Annotated in this window: 23 protein-coding genes; 13 read left to right on the top strand and 10 right to left on the bottom strand. The window is 39.3% G+C overall.

Translation table 11 applies throughout. The annotated features are described in order from the left end of the window. Positions 1 to 324 precede the first annotated feature (324 nt). From H5160_RS18635 to H5160_RS18615, 5 genes are all read right to left on the bottom strand, one after another. The gene (locus tag H5160_RS18635; protein ID WP_182738326.1) at positions 325 to 2,166 is read right to left on the bottom strand and encodes a methyl-accepting chemotaxis protein; all 1,842 of its coding nucleotides are present in this window, start codon (positions 2,164 to 2,166) and stop codon (positions 325 to 327) included. A gap of 179 nt (positions 2,167 to 2,345) precedes the next feature. Then, on the bottom strand, positions 2,346 to 3,626 hold the full coding sequence (gene hemL / locus H5160_RS18630; RefSeq protein ID WP_024596268.1) for a glutamate-1-semialdehyde 2,1-aminomutase: 1,281 nt from the start codon (positions 3,624 to 3,626) through the stop codon (positions 2,346 to 2,348). 33 nt (positions 3,627 to 3,659) lie between these two features. Continuing rightward, positions 3,660 to 4,676 (bottom strand): aspartate carbamoyltransferase, encoded by a 1,017-nt coding sequence (locus tag H5160_RS18625; protein ID WP_182738324.1) that lies wholly within the window; start codon positions 4,674 to 4,676, stop codon positions 3,660 to 3,662. Between the two features lie 114 nt (positions 4,677 to 4,790). Further along, complete coding sequence (locus H5160_RS18620) at positions 4,791 to 5,225, bottom strand: CopD family protein (protein ID WP_002958913.1); 435 nt, start codon at positions 5,223 to 5,225, stop codon at positions 4,791 to 4,793. A gap of 15 nt (positions 5,226 to 5,240) precedes the next feature. Then, a complete protein-coding gene (locus tag H5160_RS18615; protein ID WP_002958912.1) occupies positions 5,241 to 6,923 on the bottom strand; it encodes a chloride channel protein in 1,683 nt (560 codons plus the stop codon). Positions 6,924 to 7,244: 321 nt separating this feature from the next. On the opposite strand from H5160_RS18615, the gene erpA reads away from it, so the two are divergent. Beyond that, the gene (gene erpA, locus H5160_RS18610; protein ID WP_002958911.1) at positions 7,245 to 7,583 is read left to right on the top strand and encodes an iron-sulfur cluster insertion protein ErpA; all 339 of its coding nucleotides are present in this window, start codon (positions 7,245 to 7,247) and stop codon (positions 7,581 to 7,583) included. Positions 7,584 to 7,633: 50 nt separating this feature from the next. Here erpA and H5160_RS18605 read toward each other — a convergent pair whose 3' ends face one another. Further along, positions 7,634 to 7,822 carry a hypothetical protein gene (locus H5160_RS18605; RefSeq protein WP_182738322.1) on the bottom strand — a complete coding sequence of 63 codons (189 nt, stop codon included), beginning with the start codon at positions 7,820 to 7,822 and terminating at the stop codon, positions 7,634 to 7,636. A 446-nt stretch (positions 7,823 to 8,268) separates the two neighbouring features. Between H5160_RS18605 and H5160_RS18600 the strand changes: the two genes are divergently transcribed. Next, positions 8,269 to 8,508 (top strand): helix-turn-helix domain-containing protein, encoded by a 240-nt coding sequence (locus H5160_RS18600; protein WP_002958908.1) that lies wholly within the window; start codon positions 8,269 to 8,271, stop codon positions 8,506 to 8,508. Between the two features lie 70 nt (positions 8,509 to 8,578). On the opposite strand, the gene H5160_RS18595 is transcribed toward H5160_RS18600, so the two are convergent. Genes H5160_RS18595 through H5160_RS18580 form a run of 4 tightly spaced genes read right to left on the bottom strand, consistent with a single transcriptional unit; the run spans position 8,579 to position 12,332 of the window. Continuing rightward, complete coding sequence (locus H5160_RS18595; RefSeq protein ID WP_182738320.1) at positions 8,579 to 9,958, bottom strand: AmpG family muropeptide MFS transporter; 1,380 nt, start codon at positions 9,956 to 9,958, stop codon at positions 8,579 to 8,581. Positions 9,959 to 10,005: 47 nt separating this feature from the next. Then, a complete protein-coding gene (locus H5160_RS18590; protein WP_002958906.1) occupies positions 10,006 to 10,626 on the bottom strand; it encodes a peptidylprolyl isomerase in 621 nt (206 codons plus the stop codon). Positions 10,627 to 10,628: 2 nt separating this feature from the next. Then, positions 10,629 to 11,189: a YajG family lipoprotein gene (locus tag H5160_RS18585; RefSeq protein WP_182738318.1), complete on the bottom strand. Its 561-nt coding sequence runs from the start codon at positions 11,187 to 11,189 to the stop codon at positions 10,629 to 10,631. Further along, complete coding sequence (locus tag H5160_RS18580; protein ID WP_182738316.1) at positions 11,190 to 12,332, bottom strand: methyltransferase; 1,143 nt, start codon at positions 12,330 to 12,332, stop codon at positions 11,190 to 11,192. 42 nt (positions 12,333 to 12,374) lie between these two features. On the opposite strand from H5160_RS18580, the gene H5160_RS18575 reads away from it, so the two are divergent. The 11 genes from H5160_RS18575 to nqrM all read left to right on the top strand — a co-directional run bounded on the left by H5160_RS18575 (position 12,375) and on the right by nqrM (position 22,544). Further along, positions 12,375 to 12,986: an alpha-ketoglutarate-dependent dioxygenase AlkB gene (locus tag H5160_RS18575; protein ID WP_024596565.1), complete on the top strand. Its 612-nt coding sequence runs from the start codon at positions 12,375 to 12,377 to the stop codon at positions 12,984 to 12,986. Between the two features lie 61 nt (positions 12,987 to 13,047). Next, positions 13,048 to 13,359 (top strand): BolA family transcriptional regulator, encoded by a 312-nt coding sequence (locus H5160_RS18570; protein WP_024596564.1) that lies wholly within the window; start codon positions 13,048 to 13,050, stop codon positions 13,357 to 13,359. A 113-nt stretch (positions 13,360 to 13,472) separates the two neighbouring features. After that, the gene (gene fabV / locus H5160_RS18565; RefSeq protein WP_024596563.1) at positions 13,473 to 14,666 is read left to right on the top strand and encodes an enoyl-ACP reductase FabV; all 1,194 of its coding nucleotides are present in this window, start codon (positions 13,473 to 13,475) and stop codon (positions 14,664 to 14,666) included. A 628-nt stretch (positions 14,667 to 15,294) separates the two neighbouring features. Next, positions 15,295 to 16,638, top strand: coding sequence for a Na(+)-translocating NADH-quinone reductase subunit A (locus H5160_RS18560; RefSeq protein ID WP_024596562.1), 1,344 nt, complete (start codon positions 15,295 to 15,297; stop codon positions 16,636 to 16,638). A 4-nt stretch (positions 16,639 to 16,642) separates the two neighbouring features. Next, complete coding sequence (locus H5160_RS18555; RefSeq protein ID WP_002958899.1) at positions 16,643 to 17,845, top strand: NADH:ubiquinone reductase (Na(+)-transporting) subunit B; 1,203 nt, start codon at positions 16,643 to 16,645, stop codon at positions 17,843 to 17,845. Then, a complete protein-coding gene (locus H5160_RS18550; RefSeq protein WP_002958898.1) occupies positions 17,838 to 18,590 on the top strand; it encodes a Na(+)-translocating NADH-quinone reductase subunit C in 753 nt (250 codons plus the stop codon). Before H5160_RS18555 ends, H5160_RS18550 begins: the two co-directional genes overlap by 8 nt. Continuing rightward, on the top strand, positions 18,590 to 19,222 hold the full coding sequence (locus tag H5160_RS18545; protein WP_002958897.1) for an NADH:ubiquinone reductase (Na(+)-transporting) subunit D: 633 nt from the start codon (positions 18,590 to 18,592) through the stop codon (positions 19,220 to 19,222). Before H5160_RS18550 ends, H5160_RS18545 begins: the two co-directional genes overlap by 1 nt. Before the next feature lie 10 nt (positions 19,223 to 19,232). Then, entirely contained in the window at positions 19,233 to 19,841 is a 609-nt protein-coding gene (nqrE, locus tag H5160_RS18540) for an NADH:ubiquinone reductase (Na(+)-transporting) subunit E (RefSeq protein WP_002958896.1), read from the top strand. A gap of 18 nt (positions 19,842 to 19,859) precedes the next feature. Next, positions 19,860 to 21,089 (top strand): NADH:ubiquinone reductase (Na(+)-transporting) subunit F, encoded by a 1,230-nt coding sequence (nqrF, locus tag H5160_RS18535; RefSeq protein ID WP_002958895.1) that lies wholly within the window; start codon positions 19,860 to 19,862, stop codon positions 21,087 to 21,089. A gap of 109 nt (positions 21,090 to 21,198) precedes the next feature. Further along, a complete protein-coding gene (locus H5160_RS18530) occupies positions 21,199 to 22,230 on the top strand; it encodes an FAD:protein FMN transferase (protein ID WP_182738314.1) in 1,032 nt (343 codons plus the stop codon). A 101-nt stretch (positions 22,231 to 22,331) separates the two neighbouring features. Continuing rightward, positions 22,332 to 22,544 (top strand): (Na+)-NQR maturation NqrM, encoded by a 213-nt coding sequence (nqrM, locus tag H5160_RS18525; protein ID WP_007376137.1) that lies wholly within the window; start codon positions 22,332 to 22,334, stop codon positions 22,542 to 22,544. The last annotated feature ends 361 nt before the right edge of the window (positions 22,545 to 22,905 follow it).

The raw sequence follows: 22,905 nt of genomic DNA, 5'->3' as shown, positions 1-22,905 counted from the left end.
ACCAAGCGCACAGGGCGTGCATCTGTGAAAGTGTTATGGCAAGGATGGCTTAAGTTACAAGCCATCCTGGAAGGCTACGATTTAGCAAAATCTCTTGAGTCAGACTTGTGATCAAGAGACAGCTTATTTAGCGGCTTTGTTGTAAGTTGTAGTTAACGTAATTATACCAATCCGTAATAATACTTAATCAATTTGAGGGGTTAAATCTGACGTTAACTACGTTAAAAATTTCTGATATAGAACAACTAAATAACGAAATTTTTGCCTTGTTATCGACACGATTTTCTTCCCTCAAAATAGATCACTTAATTAAGCGAATTGGTATTAAGATTTAAAAAACTGCATTGATTTGGTTAAATCATTAGATAAGCGACTTAATTGCTGTGCATCTTGTAGCGTTGATTGAGCCGATGTTAGCGTTTGATCTGCTAAATTACTCACCTCTTGCGAATCATTTAATGCTTGTGTTGTCGCATTTGACTGCTGTTTAACACGCTCTGCAATAACTTCGCCCTGATGTTTAATATCGCCCATACTTTGCTCTGCGCTTTGTAATACATCATTAGTTTGATTGGCTGCTTTTACTGATTGCTCCATCTTTTGCACGCTTGAACGCATTTTTTGCTGGGTGTCGTCAGATGCTTGTTGTAAGGAGCTAATAATTTGATGTATTTCTTGAGTTTGTGTTTGGGTACGCTGAGCAAGAGTTCTTACTTCATCAGCTACAACGGCAAATCCACGGCCATGCTCGCCAGCTCGTGCAGCTTCAATAGCGGCATTGAGTGCAAGCAAGTTTGTTTGATCTGCTATCTCACTAATGCCTTTACTAACTTTGCTAATTTCTTGGCTATCTTGCGCTAGCTTATCGAGTGCTTGTTGGCTCTCTGCAAATTCAATTTGTAGATCTTGCATATATTTAGCAAGCTCCATTGTATTGTCTGAACCTTGTTTTACATGTGCAGCAGCATCTTGCGCGGTAAGCGTTGCTTGATGGGCTGACTCTTCAACTGCAAGTGCGTTTTGAGCCATTTCGCTTAGTGCATTATAAATGGCATTTACTCGAGTTTGCTGTTTTGAAACATCATTGCTTGTTTGGCTGCTCGCATGTGATAGCGATTTAGTTGCATCGCATAGCTCTTCTGTACTTGCTTTAACATCAAATAATAAATGTGAAAATGCATTAAGTAATGCATTGTAGCGCGATGCAATAATTCCCATTTCATCATTAGTGCTCGAATCGATAGTGGCATTTAAGTCGCCATTCGCGGCTCTATTCGCGGCATCAGCAAAGCGATTAATGGTATCAACAACTGCAAAATAAAAACCAATCATCAAATAAAATGCAAATAGCAAACTGATCAATGAAGCAGCTAAAACAAGATTTCGTGTCCACTGTTGAGTTTGTAGTTTTGCCTCTATAAGGCTCTCAAGTGTTGGAATGCTCTTACTAACAAGTTGATTAATACTACTGTGAACGTTGTTTGTTAGCTTATTGAACTCTGCTTGAGTTAATAGAATATCGTCTGGCTCAAGTAGTTTTTCATCTATCGCTTTTTTAAATGCACCCACAGCACCGTGTAAATTAGTTAAAGGAGGCATGAGCGCTTTGTTTACTGATTTATCTGCATTGGTGGCTACATTGAGTATTTTATCGAGTTGTTTTTCGTATAAAGGAAGTGACTTACTAAAATTTGAAAGTGCTATAAACGTATCGGGCGTAAAACGATTACTAGCTAAAACAGTATTAGCGCTTTGCGCTGTTGAGTTTATTTGCATTATAAGTGCAGGAATTGGCGTGACTAAAGAGCGGTTTACATAAGCGCTTGCTAATTGACTGTCTAAGGCTAGATTTGATTGAATAGAAACAAGTTCAAGTACTTCATTTGCTTGTGTGTCTTTTATATCAAAGCCGAGTGAGCGAGCTATTTTTATATTTTGATTCGTATCTCCCTGCATTTGATTTGAAAGTATAGCTCTGTAGCCTTTTAAGCCTTGCTGCTGCATTTTTGAAACAGTAATACTTTCACTTAATAACGAGACTAAAAAAAACAAACTAAGTGCTAGAGGAACGAGTAAAATTCCAAACATTAAGCTGATTTTAGTTTTGTATTTTAAGTTTGCCATTAGCTGGATAGCGGGAAAAGAAAATTGGCGTAATCCTGACATAAGGCTCTCTTGTATTTTTTGTAATAGAGTAAAGGTGAATAGACCTTGTTATGCTTAATTATCATTCATTTATAGTACATTACAAATAAAAAAAGCCCTTTCGGGCTTTTTTCAATCTTTAGTCTTAATTACATACTTAAAAACAAGTGGTTACAAATGTATAAATAGTAATTTTTAGCTTAAAGTTTAGCAAACGAGCGTTCCGCTGCCGCTATTGTGTCTTTTACTTCTTGCTCAGTATGCGCAGCACATACAAAACCAGCCTCAAATGCTGATGGAGCAAGGTACACGCCTTCTTCAAGCATAAGGTGGAAAAAACGTTTGAAGCGCTCTAGGTCACACTCAGTTGCTTGCTTGTATGTCGTTACTTTTTCAGCATCAGTAAAAAAGAATCCATACATGCCGCCCGCATAGTTAGTTGTTAGCGCAACACCGGCTTTTTTAGCACCAGCTTCAAAGCCTTCACAAATTGCTTTTGAAATAGCTTCTAACTTATCGTGAAGGCCAGGCTCACTTAATAGCTCAAGTGATTTTAAACCTGCAGCCATTGCAATAGGGTTACCAGAAAGAGTACCAGCTTGGTAAACTGGTCCTACAGGCGCAATGTAATCCATTATTTCAGTTTTACCACCAAACGCGCCAACTGGCATGCCGCCGCCAATTACTTTACCTAAACACGTAAGATCTGGTTTAATGTTGTAATAAGCTTGTGCACCGCCAAGTGCAACACGAAAGCCTGTCATTACTTCATCAAAAATAAGTACTGATTTATATTCGTCACACACATCACGCAAACCTTCTAAAAAGCCAGGCACTGGTGGAATACAGTTCATGTTACCGGCTACTGGCTCTACAATAATACAGGCAATTTCGTCTGCGTATTTTGCAAAAATAGCTTTTACTTCATCTAGGTTATTAAACGAAACTGTAAGTGTATGCTTAGCAAAGTCTTCAGGAATACCTGGAGAATTAGGCACACCCATTGTTAGCGCACCAGAGCCTGCCTTAACTAATAACGAGTCAGCATGACCGTGGTAACAACCTTCAAATTTTAATATTTTATCGCGACCGGTAAAGCCACGTGCTAAACGAATTGCACTCATTGTCGCTTCAGTGCCTGAGCTAACCATGCGTACTTTTTCGATTGATGGAACTAGCTCTTTTACTTTTTCAGCCATTAATATTTCGGCTTCAGTTGGTGCGCCATAGCTAAGGCCATTTTCTACAGCTTCGTGTACAGCTTGTTTAATTGCAGGGTGGTTATGGCCCATGATCATAGGCCCCCAAGAGCCAACATAATCAATGTAACGATTACCGTCGGCATCAAATGTAAACGCGCCTTCTGCTTTTGTAATGAATAGTGGCGTACCGCCTACACCATTAAAAGCACGAACTGGTGAGTTTACGCCACCAGGAATAGAAGCTTGGGCGCGTTCAAATAAGTCTTGGCTAATTGTCATGAAAAATCCTATAAATTGTCACTTAAAAGGGGGTTAGCTGTCGCGTTTGCGGCTAAACCAAGGTACGTCTACTTCATACTTATCGACTTTGTTTTCTACGCCGAGTGTTAAAGCAAACAGTGCCATACGAATTAATACGCCGTTTTGTACCTGGCGGAATATTGCTAAATTGTCGTTACTGTTTAAGTCGTTATCAAGCTCGTTGGCTTCTAAGCGACTATCACGTGGAAGAGGATGCATTAATACAGAGTTAGGCTTACAGTGAGCGCTGTAGATAGATTGGCTAATCCTAAAGCCGCCACGGTATTTATTTGCTTCTTCTTGCGATGGAAAACGCTCTTCTTGAATACGTGTTTGGTAAACAATATCGGCTGCTAAATTGCCTTCCATCTTATTTACTAGCTCAATTTTATGGCCAGCATTTTCTACTGCATCTAAAATGCTTGTTGGCATTTGTAAGCCGTCAGGCGCGACCATCGAAAACTTTACATTTTTATAATGGCACAATAGCTTAGATAAAGAATGCACTGTGCGGCCATACTTTAAATCGCCCACAAGCGCTATATGCATACCATCAATATTTTGACCAAAACGATGTAATTCGCGCTCAATGGTTAATAAGTCAAGTAATGCTTGAGTAGGGTGCTCATTTGGGCCGTCGCCGCCATTAATAACCGGCACAGTACAGCCCTCAGCAAATTCACTAACTGAGCCTGCATCAGGATGGCGCATAGCAACAGCGTCAGCATAAGCTGAAATAACGCGGGCGGTATCGTAAAGAGACTCACCTTTAGCAAGGGCTGAACTTTGCATACCTGTAGTTTCACGTACGCCACCGCCAAGTAAATTAAAGGCGGTGCCAAAGCTAACTCGTGTACGAGTGCTTGGTTCAAAAAACAAATTAGCTAAAATAGCGCCTTCTAGCACCGTTGTTTGCTTTTGCTTTTTAGCATAAGGCTCCATTTTTTTTGCTACTGCAAAAATACGTTCAATGCAGTCTCTGTCTAGCTGATTTACAGACAGTATATGCTCACCTTGGAAACTTAACATGGGGTAATTCCTAATCAATCAAATGGGCGCGATAATCCATAAATGGAGCACGCAATCGCGCGTGTTATAGCAAGTATTGTAAATTGCAGCGCAGTTTAACATGCACCGAAACGCTTATAAATTAGGTTTTATTACCGCAAGCGCCACTATGATGAGCAACGCAATAACTGGGAGCTCATTAAAAATACGGTAAAAGCGGTCTGTCTTAGTGTTGCGGTCATGTTTAAAGTCATTTAATAACTTAAAACAGTAGCCGTGGTATATATATAATATGATCACCAGCACTAGTTTATAGTGCAACCACATACTGTATCTAAACCAATCACGACCATATTCAACAATGGTCAACACACCAAATACAGCGGTTAATACAGCAAATGGGGTAACGAAATAAAGTAGTCTGCGCTCCATAACTTTTAACATAGAGTTGCATGATCTTTCCTCGCTCATAGCGTGATATACAAATAATCGAGGCAAGTAAAAAATACCGGCAAACCACGCAATCATAAAAAATATGTGGAGTGTTTTATAAATCAATAATGCGCTCATAATAGTCCTTATTGTTTAAAGTAAGCTGTTACGAATGGTTAAAATATGATGAATTTGATCCCAGCGTAATAGCCCCATAATTTGTTGATTATCTAAAAGGTTATAAACGTAAAGCGCGCCACTTCTTTTATCTTTTAGGATATCGAAAGCATCGGCTAGGGTGGCCTGACTACTGATGCCCTGCAAGCTAATATAATTTATATTTATTGTTTCATTAGACATTAGCGTTAAATCGTATTCAGCGAGACGATAGCCATTTTCTTCGTCAAAAACAATTAACGGAGTTTGGCTATCCATGGCATCTAATGTGCTTTTTATTTGCACTTTGTCGTCAGAATAAAGCAATTTAAAGTCTTCATCCATATCATCCATTATCCCCACTTTTTGTAATGCTTCGGTAGCGGGAGATACATGGTACGGTAATCCCTGAAAATCTAGTTGCTGCAAAAATATGGAGCGATTTCCAAAAAACTGTAATGCTGTTACATAGGCCGTGGTGATCACAAGCATAGCTGGAACAATTATTTCAGGTGACGATGTAAGCTCCATGACCGTTGTTAAAGCAGCTAGTGGTGCATGCAATGTGGCGGCCATTAATCCGGCCATACCTAAAACTCCATAAGTACCCGCTATATCAGTGCCAGGACTAATAAACTGAGCAAAAAAAGCCATTAATGTACCAATTAATACGCCAAGTCCAATTACTGGACCAATTAAACCGCCCGGAATACCCAAACCGATAGCAAACAATGTAGCAAGTAGTTTAGCGATTAAAATAGTTGTGAGTAGCTTTACGTCATCAGGAGATTCAACCGCGATAGTTATTGCGCTCATACCAGAGCCCATAGCATGAGGCACTGCGTAAGCTATTAAGCTGGCAATGCACCCTGCAATTAATAAACGAGGGAACATACTTAAAGGTTTAAATGTTTTAATAATTAGCATTAAGTTTTGATTAAAGCTAAATGCAATTGCACCCAGCGCCATGCCGCATAATATTAAATAAGGGTAATGCCAACCACTCAATGGCGCTATGGTAATGAGCGCAAGCTCTGAGCCTTCACCAAAAACAAACTGTGTGGCCAGTGCGCCAGTAACAGCGGCAAGCATGATAGGTACAAATATATGTACTTTATATTCACGAAGTACCACTTCCATTACAAAAATAACGGCTGCAAGTGGAGTATTAAACGACGCGGCTATACCTGCCGCTACTCCACAACCACTTAGAGTACGCATGGCATTATGCGGTAAATGCAGCTTATCTGCCAAAATACTCGCCCCCGTTGCGCCCATATGCACGGAAGGCCCTTCTCGGCCAACTGAAAAACCGCTAATGAGAGCAAGTGCGCCACCAACAAATTGATTAACCGTATTGTATAAAGGCATTTGCCCGTAGTGACGTTTAATTCTGTGTATAACGAAGGGGATACCCAAGCGGTAATGTTTAAACCCAGTAAAGGCAGCAAACGTGGCTATTAGTAATGCAGCAACTAAAGGCATTAGTACACGTTCAAGTGTTGGTAGGGTAGTAAAGTCGTCAGGTGTTTCTAAAAATAAGCTTTGGAAAAACAGAATGGTTAAGCGAAATAAAATAATAAAAAATGCAGCAATTAATCCGGCAACTACGCCTAATAAGCATAATTGTACAGATGTTTTAGGTTTTGCCAGCCGACGCCTGAGTTGCTCAAGCCACATGCATAATTCCTCGCTGTATTTTTCAGCAGCATTTTAGCAAAAGAGTTTAGCTAAGTCCTTGTGATTTTGAAATTTTCGTAACTTATATTAACAATTTGCAGTGAAGATTAAGACCTATTGCCTATAACTAAAATATTTAATGAGTTTATAGCGTATAAAGGTCGCTTTTAGTTTACTTAAGTATTATTTTAGCTAGTTAATGTTTGGCCACTTTTTTACTAATTTATAGATATAACTTAGAGGAAAGAGTTGTTTTACTATACTTGATTAAAACACTCGGGTATTAGATAATCACGCAATTGCGATATTGAGGGTTTTAAAATGTCTGAAGAATTACCAATTAAGTTCAGCGATGCGGCTGCTGTTCGTGTTAAACAGTTAATCGACGAAGAAGAAAACCCAGACTTAAAACTGCGTGTTTATGTAACAGGCGGTGGTTGTTCTGGTTTTCAATATGGTTTTACTTTTGATGAAAAAGCGAATCCTGGCGATTTAGAAATTGTAAAAAATGGTGTAACACTCGTTATTGATCCAATGAGCATTCAATATTTGGTTGATGGTGAGGTTGATTACACTGAAGGATTAGAAGGCGCACGCTTTTTTGTATCTAATCCAAATGCAACAACAACCTGTGGTTGTGGTGCAAGCTTTAGCGTTTAACAGCCAAACGCTAAATAGAATAAAGCCGCTTTTTGCGGCTTTTTTAATGCCTACAAATCAGTTGGTGCGTATTCGGTAATTTGCATTATCAATACAAAAAAGCCGAGCACAAAGGCTGAAAACGCTAAAATATACATAAAGCCTTTTTTACCTTGTTTAATAGATACGCCGTTGTGGCGCAAAAAAAAGTACCAACCTAAACACAACACGATAGGTAATAAAAAAAGAAGTCTGAACATTACTTGGCCTTTTTAGTGCAAATTATTGCTTAATAATAAACGTGTAACATTAAAAAGGAACAAATATGTTATAAATATTTTTAAGCTGTTTTATGAAGGTAATATTATTTTTTTAATATTTTCTGATAACTTAGGTCAAATATTCAGTGTTTATAAATGTTCGTTCAGGTTGATTTTGTACCGAGTATGTAATTAATTATTTAACCAAAGTGTTAATAGTATATAATGTATCCAAGAATGAGACGGGCAAAATTTCATTCTCAATAAAAACAAATCTTTACCATATTATTAGCGTAGTTTTTAGCTGTGTTGGTGGAGTGAGTAGCAACACATGCTTTATTAAGCAATAGCTTGCTATTGAAAGTATGACTGCTTACCTGCCTACGGCTATTGATGGAAACTACTGCTTTAATGGGTACGTCAAATCATCTAGTAGGAGATGTAAAATGATGGGCAAAACAGTTTCTTCTGAAGAAAATGCAAAGCTAACAAAGTGGCTTAAAACCAAGCGCCATGAAAAGGGTCATACAATGCGAAGCCTAGCACAAGTGCTTGGAACGCCTCATTCATTTATCGGCAAGATTGAAAATCAAGAACGCCGTTTAGATGTCATTGAGTTTGTTCGCTATTGTACAGCTCTAGAAGTTGATCCACATGAAGCACTTAGCTTGCTAAAAGTAGATTAACTCAATAATTGCTTAGTACACTTTAAGGGGCACTTGATAGTGCTAAGCAATATGTTAATGCAGGGATGCATTAAATATTTTTGTGGTAATTCTTCTCAAGCTCATACAACTTATGCCTAATCAGATATAAAAATATCAACGAAGGTAAAGCCATTAAGGCTGTTAAAATAAAGAACAGCGACCAATTTCCCATTAACCAATCATCAATTACTACACCACTGTAGCTTGAAAGCAATGTTCGTCCTAAATTCCCTAATGACGCCAGTAATGCATAGTGCGTTGCACTAAATGCTCTATCGCATAACATCGATATAAAGGCCACCATAGCGACCAACGACCACGCTTGCGTAAAGCCATCAATAACAATAGCAAAGGCATACAGCCTTAGGTCAGGGCCAACTAAAGCAATCCATGAGAAGGCTAAGTTTGAAGCAGCCATCGCAATACCACTTACAAATAAACCCTTAACAATGCCATATTTTTGATTAAATAAACTGCCAACAAAGGTAAATATGATTGTAAGTACCGCTGTACCTACCTTCGAAAATGTAGCTATATCGCTATTACTAAAACCAATTTCTTTATAAAACACAATCGACATGCGCCCTAAAAACGCTTCGCCTATTTTAAATAAGAAAATAAACGCAAGTAATGCTAGTGCTGTTTTAACGCCATTTTTAGTAAAAAAAGCTCTAAAGGGATCAATAACGGTTACCGCAAGCCACGCAACAGTTTTTGTTAAAGGAGTTTGTTTTGTAGAGGACAGTTTTTCAAGGTACACACGCTCAAGTTCAGCATGTACTGCTTCGCGGTTAGTTTCGGGCTCTTTTGCAAACAGTGCTCCACTCATTAACAGCAGCATTACGGCAGCTAAAAAGTAATAAATTTGTGGCCAGTCGAGCGAGGGTATATCGGCCATGTAAAATGGAATGGCGCCTAAAAGTGCATAACCTGTCCACCAACCCGAAGTTGCCATTGCGGCTGCAGCGGTTGCTTTGTGTGATTCGCTTTCGCTTAGGGTGTCTATTCTAAAGGCATCAATAGCAATGTCTTGAGTAGCCGAAGCAATGGCGATTAATAAACAAATCGCAGCAACAATTGCCAAATTAGCTTTTAAATCAAGCCCTGCTAATAGCAAGGTGCCAATAAAAATAAAACTTTGGCAAAATAGTATCCAACTGCGACGTTGGCCTAGCCATTTATATAAAATAGGAAGTTTTGTACGGTCAATGAGTGGCGACCACAAAAAGTTTATGCTGTAAGCGCCAAATACAATGCCAAATAGGCCTATCATACTGCGACTTAGCCCTTCATCTTTTAGCCAAGCAGACATAACAGAGCCAATTAAAACCCACGGAAAACCGCTACTCATACCAAATATGAAAATGTGGATTAAGCGTTTGTCTTTAAAGTAAGAAAAATATTCGCTAATAGAGAGAGATTTGCTCATAGGGCCTTCATTGGCTTTGATGCAGAGCAGCTAAGCTGCTCTTAAAATTATAGTGGGACTTGTTCAAGCACTTTAATATTTAAGATGACAACAGGTTTTTTAGGTACGAAATCGTAGCCAATTTTTTCATTAAAACCGGTTTCAACAGTCATAATTTTATCAAGCGTGTCGTAACCATCCATTACGCTACCAAATACTGCAAAGCCCCAATCTTTCCCTGGATTTAAGTGATCGTTATTATCCATATTAAAAAAGAATTGGCGAGTTCCTGAGTGCGGTTGTCTATCTTGATAGGCCATAGCAATGCTATACATATCGTTTTTTAAACCGTTACCGCTTTCATTAAAAATAGGGTCATTTTCATGTAGGCCATCATAGTCTTTATCGTAACCGCCACCTTGAATAACAAAGTCGCGATCATTTTCTACATCGCGCTCAATACGGTGAAAAACGCTGCCTTGATAACTTTTGTCTGACACGTAAGTTAAAAAATTATTGACTGTGATGGGCGCTTTAGAGCGATCCAGCTCAACCACGATGCTACCCATTGACGTTACAATTTCTACGCGTGGAAAAATGTTGTCCTTTTGCACAAAGCGGCCTTCTTGGGCTGCTAAGCTACTTACACTAAAGAATAGGCCTAAGCAGATTAAAAAAAGTCGTTTCATAGTTAACCTTCTAAAAATTCTATTAATTCAGGGTCAGATACAATGCGGGTAATAACTTGCTCAGTCAACTTATTGAGCTGACCTTCTATTTTTGCTCGCTCATGACTAAATGGGCCTTCTAAATCAGCACTGCCTCTATACACTTTACTAAAGTTACTTGAGGCGCGAAAAACACGCACGCCAAGTTCTATGTGGGCTTCGCTGGTATGGCTCACTAGCTTTTCGGTTACAACAGCTTGCAATGCATGAATATCTACTTCAAAGCGAACAGTTGCTAAGTTAGAAATACTGGCTCCATTGCGGCTAAGGGCGCTGTCTAACACACTTTTAATAGAGCTGGTAATGCCTTGGCTTGCAAAGGTTTTAGTTTTGTCTGACTCAATAAGTTTAAGTGTTGATGTATCGCCACGTAAATCAATTACACTAGTACTTAAGCTACTATTTATAGTGCTAATTTGACCATTTTTATAAACAGGGTTAAGTATTACTTGGCTAGGCTGATTCGCGCAGCCACCAAGTATCAGTAATACACAACACCCAATTATAATGTTTGTTAATTTCATTTATAGCATTCCACTATTTTTTGTTGCACTTAAAACGACAAACTTTTTGTTTGAACCTAGCAACTTACAGTTGCCAAACATACGGTTTAATTTATCATGATAATCTAAATGACGATTACCAATAATACGCAGCTCGCCGCCTTCTTTTAAAGTATCTTTTGCTTGTTTAAACATTTGCCAAGCAATATGGTCGGTAACGGCCTGAGCTTGGTGAAATGGAGGGTTACAAAGCACCATATCTACACTGTCTCTTTCAAAGCCTGTTAAACAGTCGTTTTCGATGAACTCGCAGTTATCAAACTTATCGCCTAGGTTAATTTCTATATTTAACCGAGCCGACTCTACTGCCATGTAAGACTCATCAACAAAAGTAACTGATGCATTAGGGCAACGAGCAAGCGTCATTAATCCAACAACTCCGTTACCACAGCCTAAATCAATAATGCTTTTAGCTTTTGGTGTTTCTGGTAAGTAGTTAAAAAAGAAGCGTGCACCAATATCTAACGAATCACGCGAAAACACATTTGCATGGTTTGTTATATTAAACTCAGTACCTTCAAGCTCCCACGTTACAGGGAAATCTGCTGCTTTATATCCGCCTTTAGCTGTACTTAATATAAGGCGGGATTTTTTAACTGCTAGGCTAGTTTTTGTTTCACCAATAAATTGCTCAAATGATTTTATTGTTGAGTTATGAATTTCTTTTGTTTTACCTGCAGCAATTACTGGCGTACCAGGTGCAAGGACTTCACTGAGCTCACTTAACTGAAACTGTAAAAAACCTACATTACGAGGGATTTTAATAAGTACTAAATCAACATCCTGCGGTAATGCAGACAAACTATCTAATTGTGTGAAATCTGCTGTAGGCAGTTTGTTTTCTTGTAAGTTATAAGCCGCAGCTTGGTGGCTAATATAAGAATCGTTAACTGAACAAACCGTTAACTTATTAAAATAACAAGCAAGTGCACCAAAGCTATCGTTTAAAATAAGCAATGAGCGACAATCAGGGTGATGTTCGTTAACATAATTGATAAGGTACTCATCTGCCGAATCCCACGCTTGTAAGCTGCGGTTTTTTTGATCCAAAGGAAAGCGTTCAAGAGTAAAGGTTTTATCGCCTAGCTGGGCTTGCGTCGTCATAATGGTTCGTTGATCAGTAATCTAATGTAGGTAAATTCTAACATGCAACGGCAAAACGCCAACCCCCAACAGTTACCAAATGGCTTTTCTTATCAAAGTAGGGCACTTAGTGCACAAAAAAGCCTCGATCTATTTTATTATTTGCAAAAAAACCTACGTTGGCAGCAACCCGATGTAACTGTTTATGGTAAAACGGGGCCTATTCCACGGCTACAATGCTTCATGAGCGATTTAAATATTGAATACGGCTATTCAAGTAGTAAGCAAATAGTAGAGCCATGGGATGAATTGTTACTTAATATGAGAAGGCGTTTAGAGGCGCACTTAAATCAGCCTCTAAACTCATTACTCGTTAATTATTACCGAGATGGTAATGATACGATGGGCTGGCACAGTGATGATGAAATAGAGCTTGGTGATAAACCAACAATTGTGTGTGTCTCGCTAGGAGCTGATCGGGTTCTAAAGTTAAAGCATAAGGCGAGCAATAAAGTAACCGACTTAAAATTACAAAGTGGCAGCTGTTTAATAATGAATGGACATAGCCAGCGAGATTATCAACATGCAATACCTAAACAAACAACGCTTGCACATCCTCGAATAAGTTTAACTTACCGATTTATTAAGGACATTAAACAAAAGCAATTTAGTTAGCCAAGCGCTGCGTTAAATTGTTATAGTAAGTGTATAAATTAGCTAATTAAAACGGTCTTTTATGTCAATGCAGCAACAGATCCAAGAAAAAATAAGCAACGCTATTGCGTGTAAACATTTAAACGTAATTAACGAAAGCCATATGCACAGTGCGGGCACTGAATCACACTTTAAAGTAATAGTGGTTAGCGAAGGTTTTACAGGTAAACGTTTATTGCAGCGCCATCGTGAAATTAATGAAATTCTAAAAGATGAATTAGCAAATCATATTCATGCACTCGCAATTCATACATATACACCCGATGAGTATACAGAGCAGGGCGGCGAGGCACCTGATTCACCTAATTGTATGGGCGGCTCTAAATTAGCTTAAATAATTAATAGCGATTTGATTGTTACACTTGTGGTTAACTGATCAGATCAGTGTTTTTAGTATTAGCCTTTAAACTAGCGCTAATTTTTATTGTAAAAGATATAGGATGATCAATGGTCATTAAGCCTAAAATTCGTGGATTTATCTGCACAAACGCACATCCAGCTGGTTGTGCAGAGCATGTTCAAGAACAAATTAACTATGTAAAACAACAAGGCGCATTAAAAAATGCACCAAAAAATGTATTAGTTATTGGCGCATCAACAGGCTACGGCTTGGCTTCGCGCATTACAGCAGCGTTTGGTGGTGGTGCTAAAACATTAGGTATTTTCTTTGAAAAAGAAGGTACAGAACGCAAAACAGGCTCTGCTGGTTGGTACAATACCGCTGCTTTTCAAGATGCAGCAGACGAAGCAGGCCTTTGGTCTAAAAATATTAATGGCGATGCGTTTTCTAACGAAATTAAACAAAAAGCAATCGACACTATTAAAGCAGATTTGGGCAAAGTAGATTGTATTATTTACAGCTTAGCGTCTCCTCGTCGTACAGACCCAAATACGGGCGAAGTTTACTCATCTACGCTTAAACCAATTGGCAGTGCCGTTACTACTAAAAACTTAAATACATCAAAGCGTGAAATTGATGAAATTACTGTTGAAGCTGCAAACCAAGACGATATCGACAACACCATTAAAGTAATGGGCGGTGAAGATTGGGAAATGTGGATTGACGCATTAAAAGAAGCGGATGTATTAGCCGATAACTTTAAAACGACTGCGTACACTTATATTGGTAAAGAGCTAACATGGCCAATATACGGACACGCTACTATTGGTAAGGCTAAAGAAGATTTAGACCGTGCAACCGCTGCTATTAAAGAATCAACAAAAGATTTAAATGGTGAGGCATATGTTTCATCACTTAATGCTGTGGTAACGCAAGCAAGTTCTGCTATTCCTATTATGCCGTTATATATCTCTGCTTTATTTAAAGTTATGAAAGCAGATGGCACATACGAAGGCACTATTGAGCAAATTCACGCTTTATTTAGTGAAAACTTGTATGGTGAATCTCCTCGCTTTGACGACGGTGGACATTTATTCCAAAACTACAAAGAGCTAGAAGACGATGTACAAGCTCGCGTGCAAGCTGTTTGGGATAAAGTAGATACGAGCAGCATTGATGAGCTAACAGATTATGTTGGTTACCATAATGAGTTTTTACGCTTATTTGGTTTTGGTATAGATAGTGTTGACTACGATCAAGATGTAGATTCAGTTAAGCCAATTGCCAATATGATTGACTAACAGAACTTAGGGCCTGTTTATCTTTCGAGGTTAAATTTGCAGCAGCCTGTTTGGTATTTAGGCAAGACAGAGCCTATGTAGTGTGGTTATTCCCCATAAATGGGCGATGACGTGGAATAAATGCCAAACATGCGCTGCCCAAAGGGTTCTGCCTAGGGGCTATTTACTCTTTGTTGCTTGGTTTTTACTTAGCCCACTAGGTTACAAACCTCACGCCGCGATTAAATAGCCCCTAGATTGAACAAATTTTAATCCTGAAAGGTCAACAGGCCCTAGTTATAAAAGCCGCTATCGCGGCTTTTTTTGTATTATGCGATTTGTTGAATTTACGATGAAATCAGGAATGATAATTGCTTAGGCTACCACTTTGGTCTAGCTTGATTTTTATTTAATTCACTTAACAAAACTAAATAAGTGTTTCTGTCGTATAATTTTCATAAATACACTCGCATAGTCATCTAAAATGATGTTAAAATCTCGACAATATGTGATGAGTTTTACTACGTTGCTTGTTTGATATCTCTAGCAAGCTGCTCTTTTGTACCTTGATATAACTTGGAATAACTCAAATGGCGACGTGGTTGATACGATTTTTCAGTTTCTTTCCTTTAATGTAATGCAAGTGCGTATGATCAACATAAAAAAAGGTCTGGATTTACCCTTAGAGGGCGCGCCACAGCAAGTTATACATGACGGTTCTGCTGTCAAACGTGTAGCTGTGCTTGGCGAAGAGTTTATCGGTATGCGTCCAACCATGCATGTTCGTGTGGATGACCAAGTCAAAAAAGGCCAGGTACTTTTTGAAGATAAAAAGAACCCAGGCGTCCTATTTACTGCTCCAGCTTCTGGTACAGTAAAAGAAATAAATCGTGGTGCTAAACGTGTGCTGCAATCTGTTGTTATTGAAGTAGCAGGCAGTGAGCAAATCACCTTTGACTCTTTCAAAGCAGACGAGCTTCCGAGCTTAGAGCGCGAAAAAGCCAAAGAAGTACTTATCCAGTCTGGTCAATGGACAGCACTTCGTGTTCGCCCATTCAGCAAAGTAGCGGCTGTGGATGCAAATCCTAGTTCTATTTTTGTGACCGCAATCGACACAAACCCATTAGCTGCAGATCCTGCAGTAATTATTGCAGAAAATGCGCAAGCATTTGAAGCGGGTCTTGCAGTTGTTTCGCGTTTGACCGATGGCAAAGTATTTGTGTGTAAAAAAGCAGGCAGCCAAGTTCCTAGCTCATCTATAGCTCAAGTAGAAGTACATGAGTTTGGTGGTGTGCATCCGGCTGGCCTCGTTGGCACTCATATCCATCATCTTGATGCAGTTTCTGTTAGCAAACAAGTTTGGCATATTGGTTACCAAGACGTTATTGCGTATGGTCACTTATTCCTTACTGGTGAAATTTACACAAATCGTGTTATTTCGCTTGCAGGTCCTCGCGTTAAAAACCCACGTTTAGTGAAAACACAATTAGGTGCTTCATTGGATGATTTAGTGGCTGGTGAGTTAGAAGACGGAGATAACCGCGTTATTTCTGGTTCTGTTCTATCGGGTTCTATTTCAAACGGTGTTCATGCATTCTTAGGTCGTTACCACGTTCAAGTATCTGTTTTACTTGAAGGTCGCGAAAAAGAATTGTTTGGCTGGATTGCACCAGGTAGTGATAAATTCTCTGTAACGCGTACATTCCTTTCTCACCTTGCACCAAGTCGTTTATTTAAAATGACAACGTCAACAGGTGGTTCAAAACGTGCCATGGTACCAATTGGTAGCTACGAGCGCGTAATGCCGTTAGATATTTTGCCTACTCTATTATTACGTGACTTAATTGCACGTGATTTAGACAGTGCAATTTCATTGGGCGCGCTTGAACTTGATGAAGAAGATTTAGCGTTATGTACCTTCGTTTGTCCAGGCAAATACGAGTATGGTTCTATCCTACGCGATTGCTTAACTACGATCGAGAAGGAAGGCTAGAGAGATGGGTTTAAAAAAATATCTAGAAGATATCGAGCCGAATTTTGAAGCCGGTGGTAAATATGAAAAGTTTTATGCACTGTATGAAGCAGCTGCAACTATTTTTTATACACCAGGCTACGTAAATAAAGGCGCGACACACGTACGCGATAACATCGACCTAAAACGTATGATGATTTTAGTGTGGATGGCGACGTTCCCAGCTATGTTTTTTGGTATGTTCAATATCGGTCATCAGGCCGCTGGTGCTTTAGCGCAAGGTTTTGAACTAGCAAACACGTGGCAAGTTGGTTTGTTCCAGTTATTCGGTGGTGAGTTAACCGCTGACGCAGGCTGGGGCGCTAAGATGTTCTATGGAGCATGTTTCTTCTTACCTATCTACGCTGTAACATTTGCAGTAGGTGGTTTCTGGGAAGTTATATTTGCTTCAGTGCGTAAGCATGAAATTAACGAAGGTTTCTTCGTTACTTCTGTATTATTTGCACTTATTTTGCCAGCAACTATTCCTTTATGGCAAGTTGCGTTAGGTATTACGTTTGGTGTAGTAATCGCTAAAGAAATCTTTGGTGGTACTGGCCGTAACTTCTTAAACCCTGCTTTAGCCGGTCGTGCATTTTTATTCTTTGCATATCCAGCTCAAATCTCAGGTGACACAGTATGGACAGCAGTAGATTCTTTCTCTGGTGCAACTATGCTAGGCCAAGCATTTGCTGGCACACTTGACTTTGCAAACATGGAATTATGGTGGAATGCGTTTTATGGTTTCATTCAAGGTTCTGTAGGTGAAACATCTACACTTGCATTATTAGTAGGTGGTTTGTTCTTAATTTACGTTCGTATCGCTTCTTGGCGCATCGTACTAGGTGTATTCCTAGGTATGGTAGCAACTGCATTTTTATTAAATGCTGTTGGCTCAGAAACTAACCCTGTATTTGCAATGCCTTGGTATTGGCATTTTGTACTTGGTGGCTTTGCGTTTGGTATGTTCTTTATGGCTACTGACCCTGTATCAGCTGCATTTACTGACAAAGGTAAATTAGCATATGGTCTATTAATTGGCTTTATGGTGGTTATGATACGTGTTGTGAATCCTGCTTTCCCAGAAGGCATGATGCTAGCAATCTTATTTGCTAACTTGTTCGCTCCACTGTTCGATCACTTTGTAGTGCAGGCTAATATTAAGCGGAGGTTGGCACGTAATGTCTAGTAATAACGAATCAATCGGCAAAACGTTATCAGTTGTTGTAGCACTATGTTTAGTGTGTGCAATCATTGTATCGTTTGCTTCTGTACAGCTTCGTCCTTTACAGCAAGCTAATAAAAACAAAGATATTCAAAGCAATATCTTAGCTGCTGCGGGCATCGACAAAGTTGAAAATGTTCTTGAAACATTTGATGCAAAAATCGAAGCGCGCGTTGTAAACATGACTACAGGTGAGTTTGTAGATACAGACCCAACAATCTTTGACTTTGAAAAAAGCAAATATGATGCAGCGCTAAGTGTTTCTCTTCAAGAGAAAGGCGTTAAAGATATTGCTGGTATTCAACGTGTGACTAAAGAGTCACCGGTGTATATCTCTAAAAAAGAAGATGGCTCAGTTGATGCAATCATTCTTCCTATCCAAGGCTACGGCTTATGGGGCTTGATGTACGGTTTTATCTCGCTTGAAAGCGATGGTGAAACAGTTAAGGGCATTATCTTTTACAAGCATAATGAAACCCCAGGTCTTGGTGGCGAAATCCAAAATCCACAGTGGACTGCTACATGGGAAGGTAAAGAACTTCCAATTCAAATTGTTAAAGGTACTGCGGGCAATGATGAGCATAAGATCGATGGTCTTTCAGGTGCTACATTAACGTCTAACGGTGTTGATCATGCAGTTGACTTTTGGACTGGCGAAAATGGCTTTGGCCCTTTCCTTGCGAAAGTACGTAAAGGAGCATTGAAATAATGGCTGATACTAAAGAAATGAAGGCGGTCCTATTTGGCCCGGTTTTAGCTAACAACCCAATCGCACTACAAGTACTTGGTATTTGTTCTGCGCTAGCGGTAACGTCTAGCTTAAAAAATGCGTTAATTATGTCAATCGCATTGACACTTGTAACTGCGTTTTCGAGCTTCTTTATCTCGCTTATTCGTAACCAGATCCCATCATCTGTACGTATCATCGTACAAATGACAATTATCGCATCATTGGTAATCGTTGTTGACCAAGTATTACAGGCATTTTCTTATGCTACTGCAAAAGAGCTTTCTGTATTCGTTGGTCTAATCATTACTAACTGTATCGTAATGGGTCGTGCTGAAGCATACGCGATGAAGTCGCCACCACTTATGTCATTCCTTGACGGTATTGGTAACGGCTTAGGTTACTCTGTAGTACTACTTACTGTAGGTTTCATTCGTGAGCTATTTGGTAAGGGTTCACTATTCGGTGTTGATATTATCCCATTAGTACAAGATGGCGGTTGGTATCAGCCTATGGGTCTATTGATCTTACCACCGAGTGCATTCTTCATCATTGGTTTATTCATATGGGTACTGCGTACTTATAAGAAAGACCAAGTAGAAGCTAAAGCGTAAGGGGCAAATAGTGGAACATTATATTAGTTTATTTGTAAAAGCCGTTTTTATTGAGAACTTAGCGTTGTCATTCTTCTTAGGCATGTGTACTTTTTTAGCGGTATCTAAAAAAGTAACTACATCAATTGGCCTAGGTATAGCGGTTATAGTTGTATTGGGTATTTCTGTACCTGTAAACAACTTGGTTTATCATGCGGTACTTGCACCTGGTTCACTAACTTGGTTAGGTTACCCAGATGCAGATCTTAGCTTTTTACGTTTCTTAACTTTCATTGGTGTTATTGCAGCACTTGTGCAAATTCTTGAAATGGCGTTAGATAAGTTTTTCCCTGCACTATACAACGCGTTAGGTATCTTCTTACCACTTATCACAGTTAACTGTGCAATATTTGGTGCGGTATCATTCATGGTTGAGCGTAACTATAACTTCGGCGAGTCTGTTGTTTATGGTATTGGCGCTGGTGTTGGTTGGGCACTTGCAATTACATTACTTGCAGGTATCCGTGAGAAACTGAAATACTCAGACGTACCTGACGGCTTACGTGGTTTAGGTATTACCTTCATCACTGTTGGTTTAATGGGACTTGGCTTTATGTCATTCTCTGGTATTTCACTGTAAAGGTAGCGAGGATAAATCATGGATTATCAGATTTTCTTAGGCGTTGGTGTTTTTATCGCTATCGTTGTACTACTGGTTTTAGTCATCATTGGTGCTAAATCTCAGTTAGTTGCAAGTGGCGATATTATCATCGGCATTAATGGCGACCCAGATAAAGCCATTAAAACATCAGCAGGTAGTAAGCTTTTAGGCGCACTATCTGAGTCAGGTATATTTGTATCATCTGCTTGTGGTGGCGGTGGCTCTTGTGGTCAGTGTCGTGTACACATTAAAGAAGGTGGTGGCGATATTCTGCCAACTGAGCTTGATCACATATCTAAAGGTGAAGCCCGTGAAGGCTGTCGTTTAGCGTGTCAGGTAAATGTTAAAAATGACATGGAAATTGAACTTGAAGAGTCAATTTTCGGTGTTAAGAAGTGGGATTGTGAAGTTATCTCTAATGATAACAAAGCAACGTTCATCAAAGAACTTAAGCTGCAAATTCCAGATGGCGAGTCAGTGCCGTTTCGTGCGGGTGGTTACATCCAAATCGAAGCTCCACCTCACCATGTTAAATATGCAGATTTCGATGTTCCTGAAGAGTATCGTGGCGACTGGAACCATTTTGGTTTCTTCGATCTGGAGTCAAAAGTAGACGAAGAAACAATTCGTGCTTACTCAATGGCTAACTACCCAGAAGAAGAAGGCATCATTATGCTTAACGTGCGTATTGCTGCTCCACCTCCAAGAAACCTTAGCTTGCCATGTGGTAAAATGTCTTCGTACATTTGGTCACTTAAAGAAGGCGACAAGGTAACTATTTCGGGCCCATTTGGTGAGTTCTTTGCTAAAGACACTGACGCAGAAATGGTATTTGTTGGTGGTGGTGCTGGTATGGCGCCAATGCGTTCTCATATCTTTGACCAACTTAAACGTTTGAACTCTAAACGTAAGATGAGTTTTTGGTATGGTGCACGTTCTGAGCGTGAAATGTTCTACGTAGAAGATTTTGACGGCCTAGCCGCTGAAAATCCTAACTTCGTATGGCATACAGCACTTTCAGATCCACAGCCTGAAGATAACTGGGAAGGCTATACTGGCTTTATCCATAACGTGTTATTTGAGAACTATCTTAAAGATCACGAAGCGCCTGAAGATTGTGAGTACTACATGTGTGGTCCTCCAATGATGAATGCGGCAGTTATTACTATGCTTAAAGATTTAGGTGTTGAAGACGAAAATATCTTACTAGATGACTTCGGTGGCTAACACTAATACCAAAACAGTTTAGTTTTGGTTAAAATACCAGCCTCGTAGCACTTGTGTTACGAGGCTTTTTTTATTCTTTAATTTTATCAATCTATTAAGTAGAGCTGTTATGAATCGAGTAAGTACTTCACAGGGTATAATGGCCTTTTTACTAATTACACTGACTGTATTATTGTCTGGGTGTGGTGAAAAGCCAGAGTTAAAAGAAACCTTTTTAGAAGGTAAGACTATGGGTACCACTTATCATATTAAATATTATGATGAGCAAGCCCAGCTATCGGCTTCACAACTACAGCTGCAAATAGACGCTGTTTTAAAAGATGTGAACCAATCTATGTCTACTTACATAGAAGACTCTGAAATAAATACATTTAACAGATTACCTGCAAATCAAATCATGCCAATTAGCGAAGATTTTAGGGCTGTTATAAGCGAGTCTATTCGCTTGGGTGAATCGACTAAAACACTCGACGTAACAATGGGGCCTTTAATTGATTTATGGGGCTTTGGGCCTGATAAAAAACCAACTAATCGCCCAAGTGATGAAGAGCTTGCAAGTATGGTTGAAAAAATAGGCATTGATAAACTTATCTTAAATGAGCAAGGACTGGCTAAAACAGTTAATGGACTGGAGCTTTCTTTTTCGGCAACAGCTAAGGGCTATGGTATTGATAAAGTTGCCCAGTTATTAGAAAGCCACGACATTACTAATTACATGGTTGAGATTGGTGGTGAGCTGCGTATAGCAGGTGAAAAGCCAAATAATCAGGATTGGAAAATCGCGATTGAGCAACCAGATGCGCAACCTGGAGAGCGTAAGGTACACCGTGTCTTATCGCCAGGTACAAGTGGTATAGCGACATCGGGTGATTACCGTATTTTTTATAAAATGGATGGCGAGATCTATACCCACTTAATTGATCCAGCAACAGGTATGCCTATTAAGCACGACTTAGTGTCGGTAACTGTGCTTCATCCAAGCGCTATGACGGCAGATGGTTTAGCGACGGCACTTACTGTAATGGGGATGCAAAAAGCGGAAGCTTATGCTGAACAACATGATTTACCGGTTTATTTAATAGGTAAATCAAAAGAGGGTTTAGTTACCTACTCAAGCCCAGCATTTAAGCCTTATTTATAGTATGGTGCTGACTTGTTTATTTCCGTGTTATTTGGGTATATAATAGCAGTCGCTCAAAAATATTTGAGTTTAATTTATTGCTGATCAATAGGGGCTAAGCAATGTCACTTTTTCTTCTTACTTTTGGCTTACTAATTTTGATAGTTTCGGCTATGGCCGTTGGTATGATCGTGCAAAAAAAATCTATGGCAAGCAGCTGTGGTGGTTTAGGTTCGGTTGGTATTGATAAAGCCTGTGATTGCGATGATCCATGTGATAAACGCAAAAACCGTTTAGCAAAAGAGCAAGCCTGGAAAGAAAACCAAATTATTTAAGCCTGTCTTAAATATTAAAAAGCGCTTTATAGCGCTTTTTTTGTGCCTGTAAAACGCCTTCGCATCATAACTTCCAAAGCAATCCAATCTAAATGTATTAGACAAAGGTATATAGTTTAGTTTTTTTCACCTATTAGGTTTATTTTTCTCGTTTGTCAAATTGGAGCTAACACTCTAAAGTTTAACCATAGACAAAGAGCAAGGCTCTCGTCATAAGCTTGAGGCATAAGTTAGCCTCGCTTAAAAGAATCTTTATATTGTGTGTGAAGATGTTGTCAGTGTGAAAGGCAACTCAAGTTTGGTGGTGACTGAGTTTGAGTTGTTTTTATTCCCTACAATTGCCACGCAGTGTAAGCCAAGA

The organism is Pseudoalteromonas sp. SG43-4 (genome assembly GCF_014164325.1).
Taxonomy (GTDB): domain Bacteria; phylum Pseudomonadota; class Gammaproteobacteria; order Enterobacterales; family Alteromonadaceae; genus Pseudoalteromonas; species Pseudoalteromonas distincta.
This window is presented reverse-complemented; position numbering and strand designations above follow the sequence as displayed.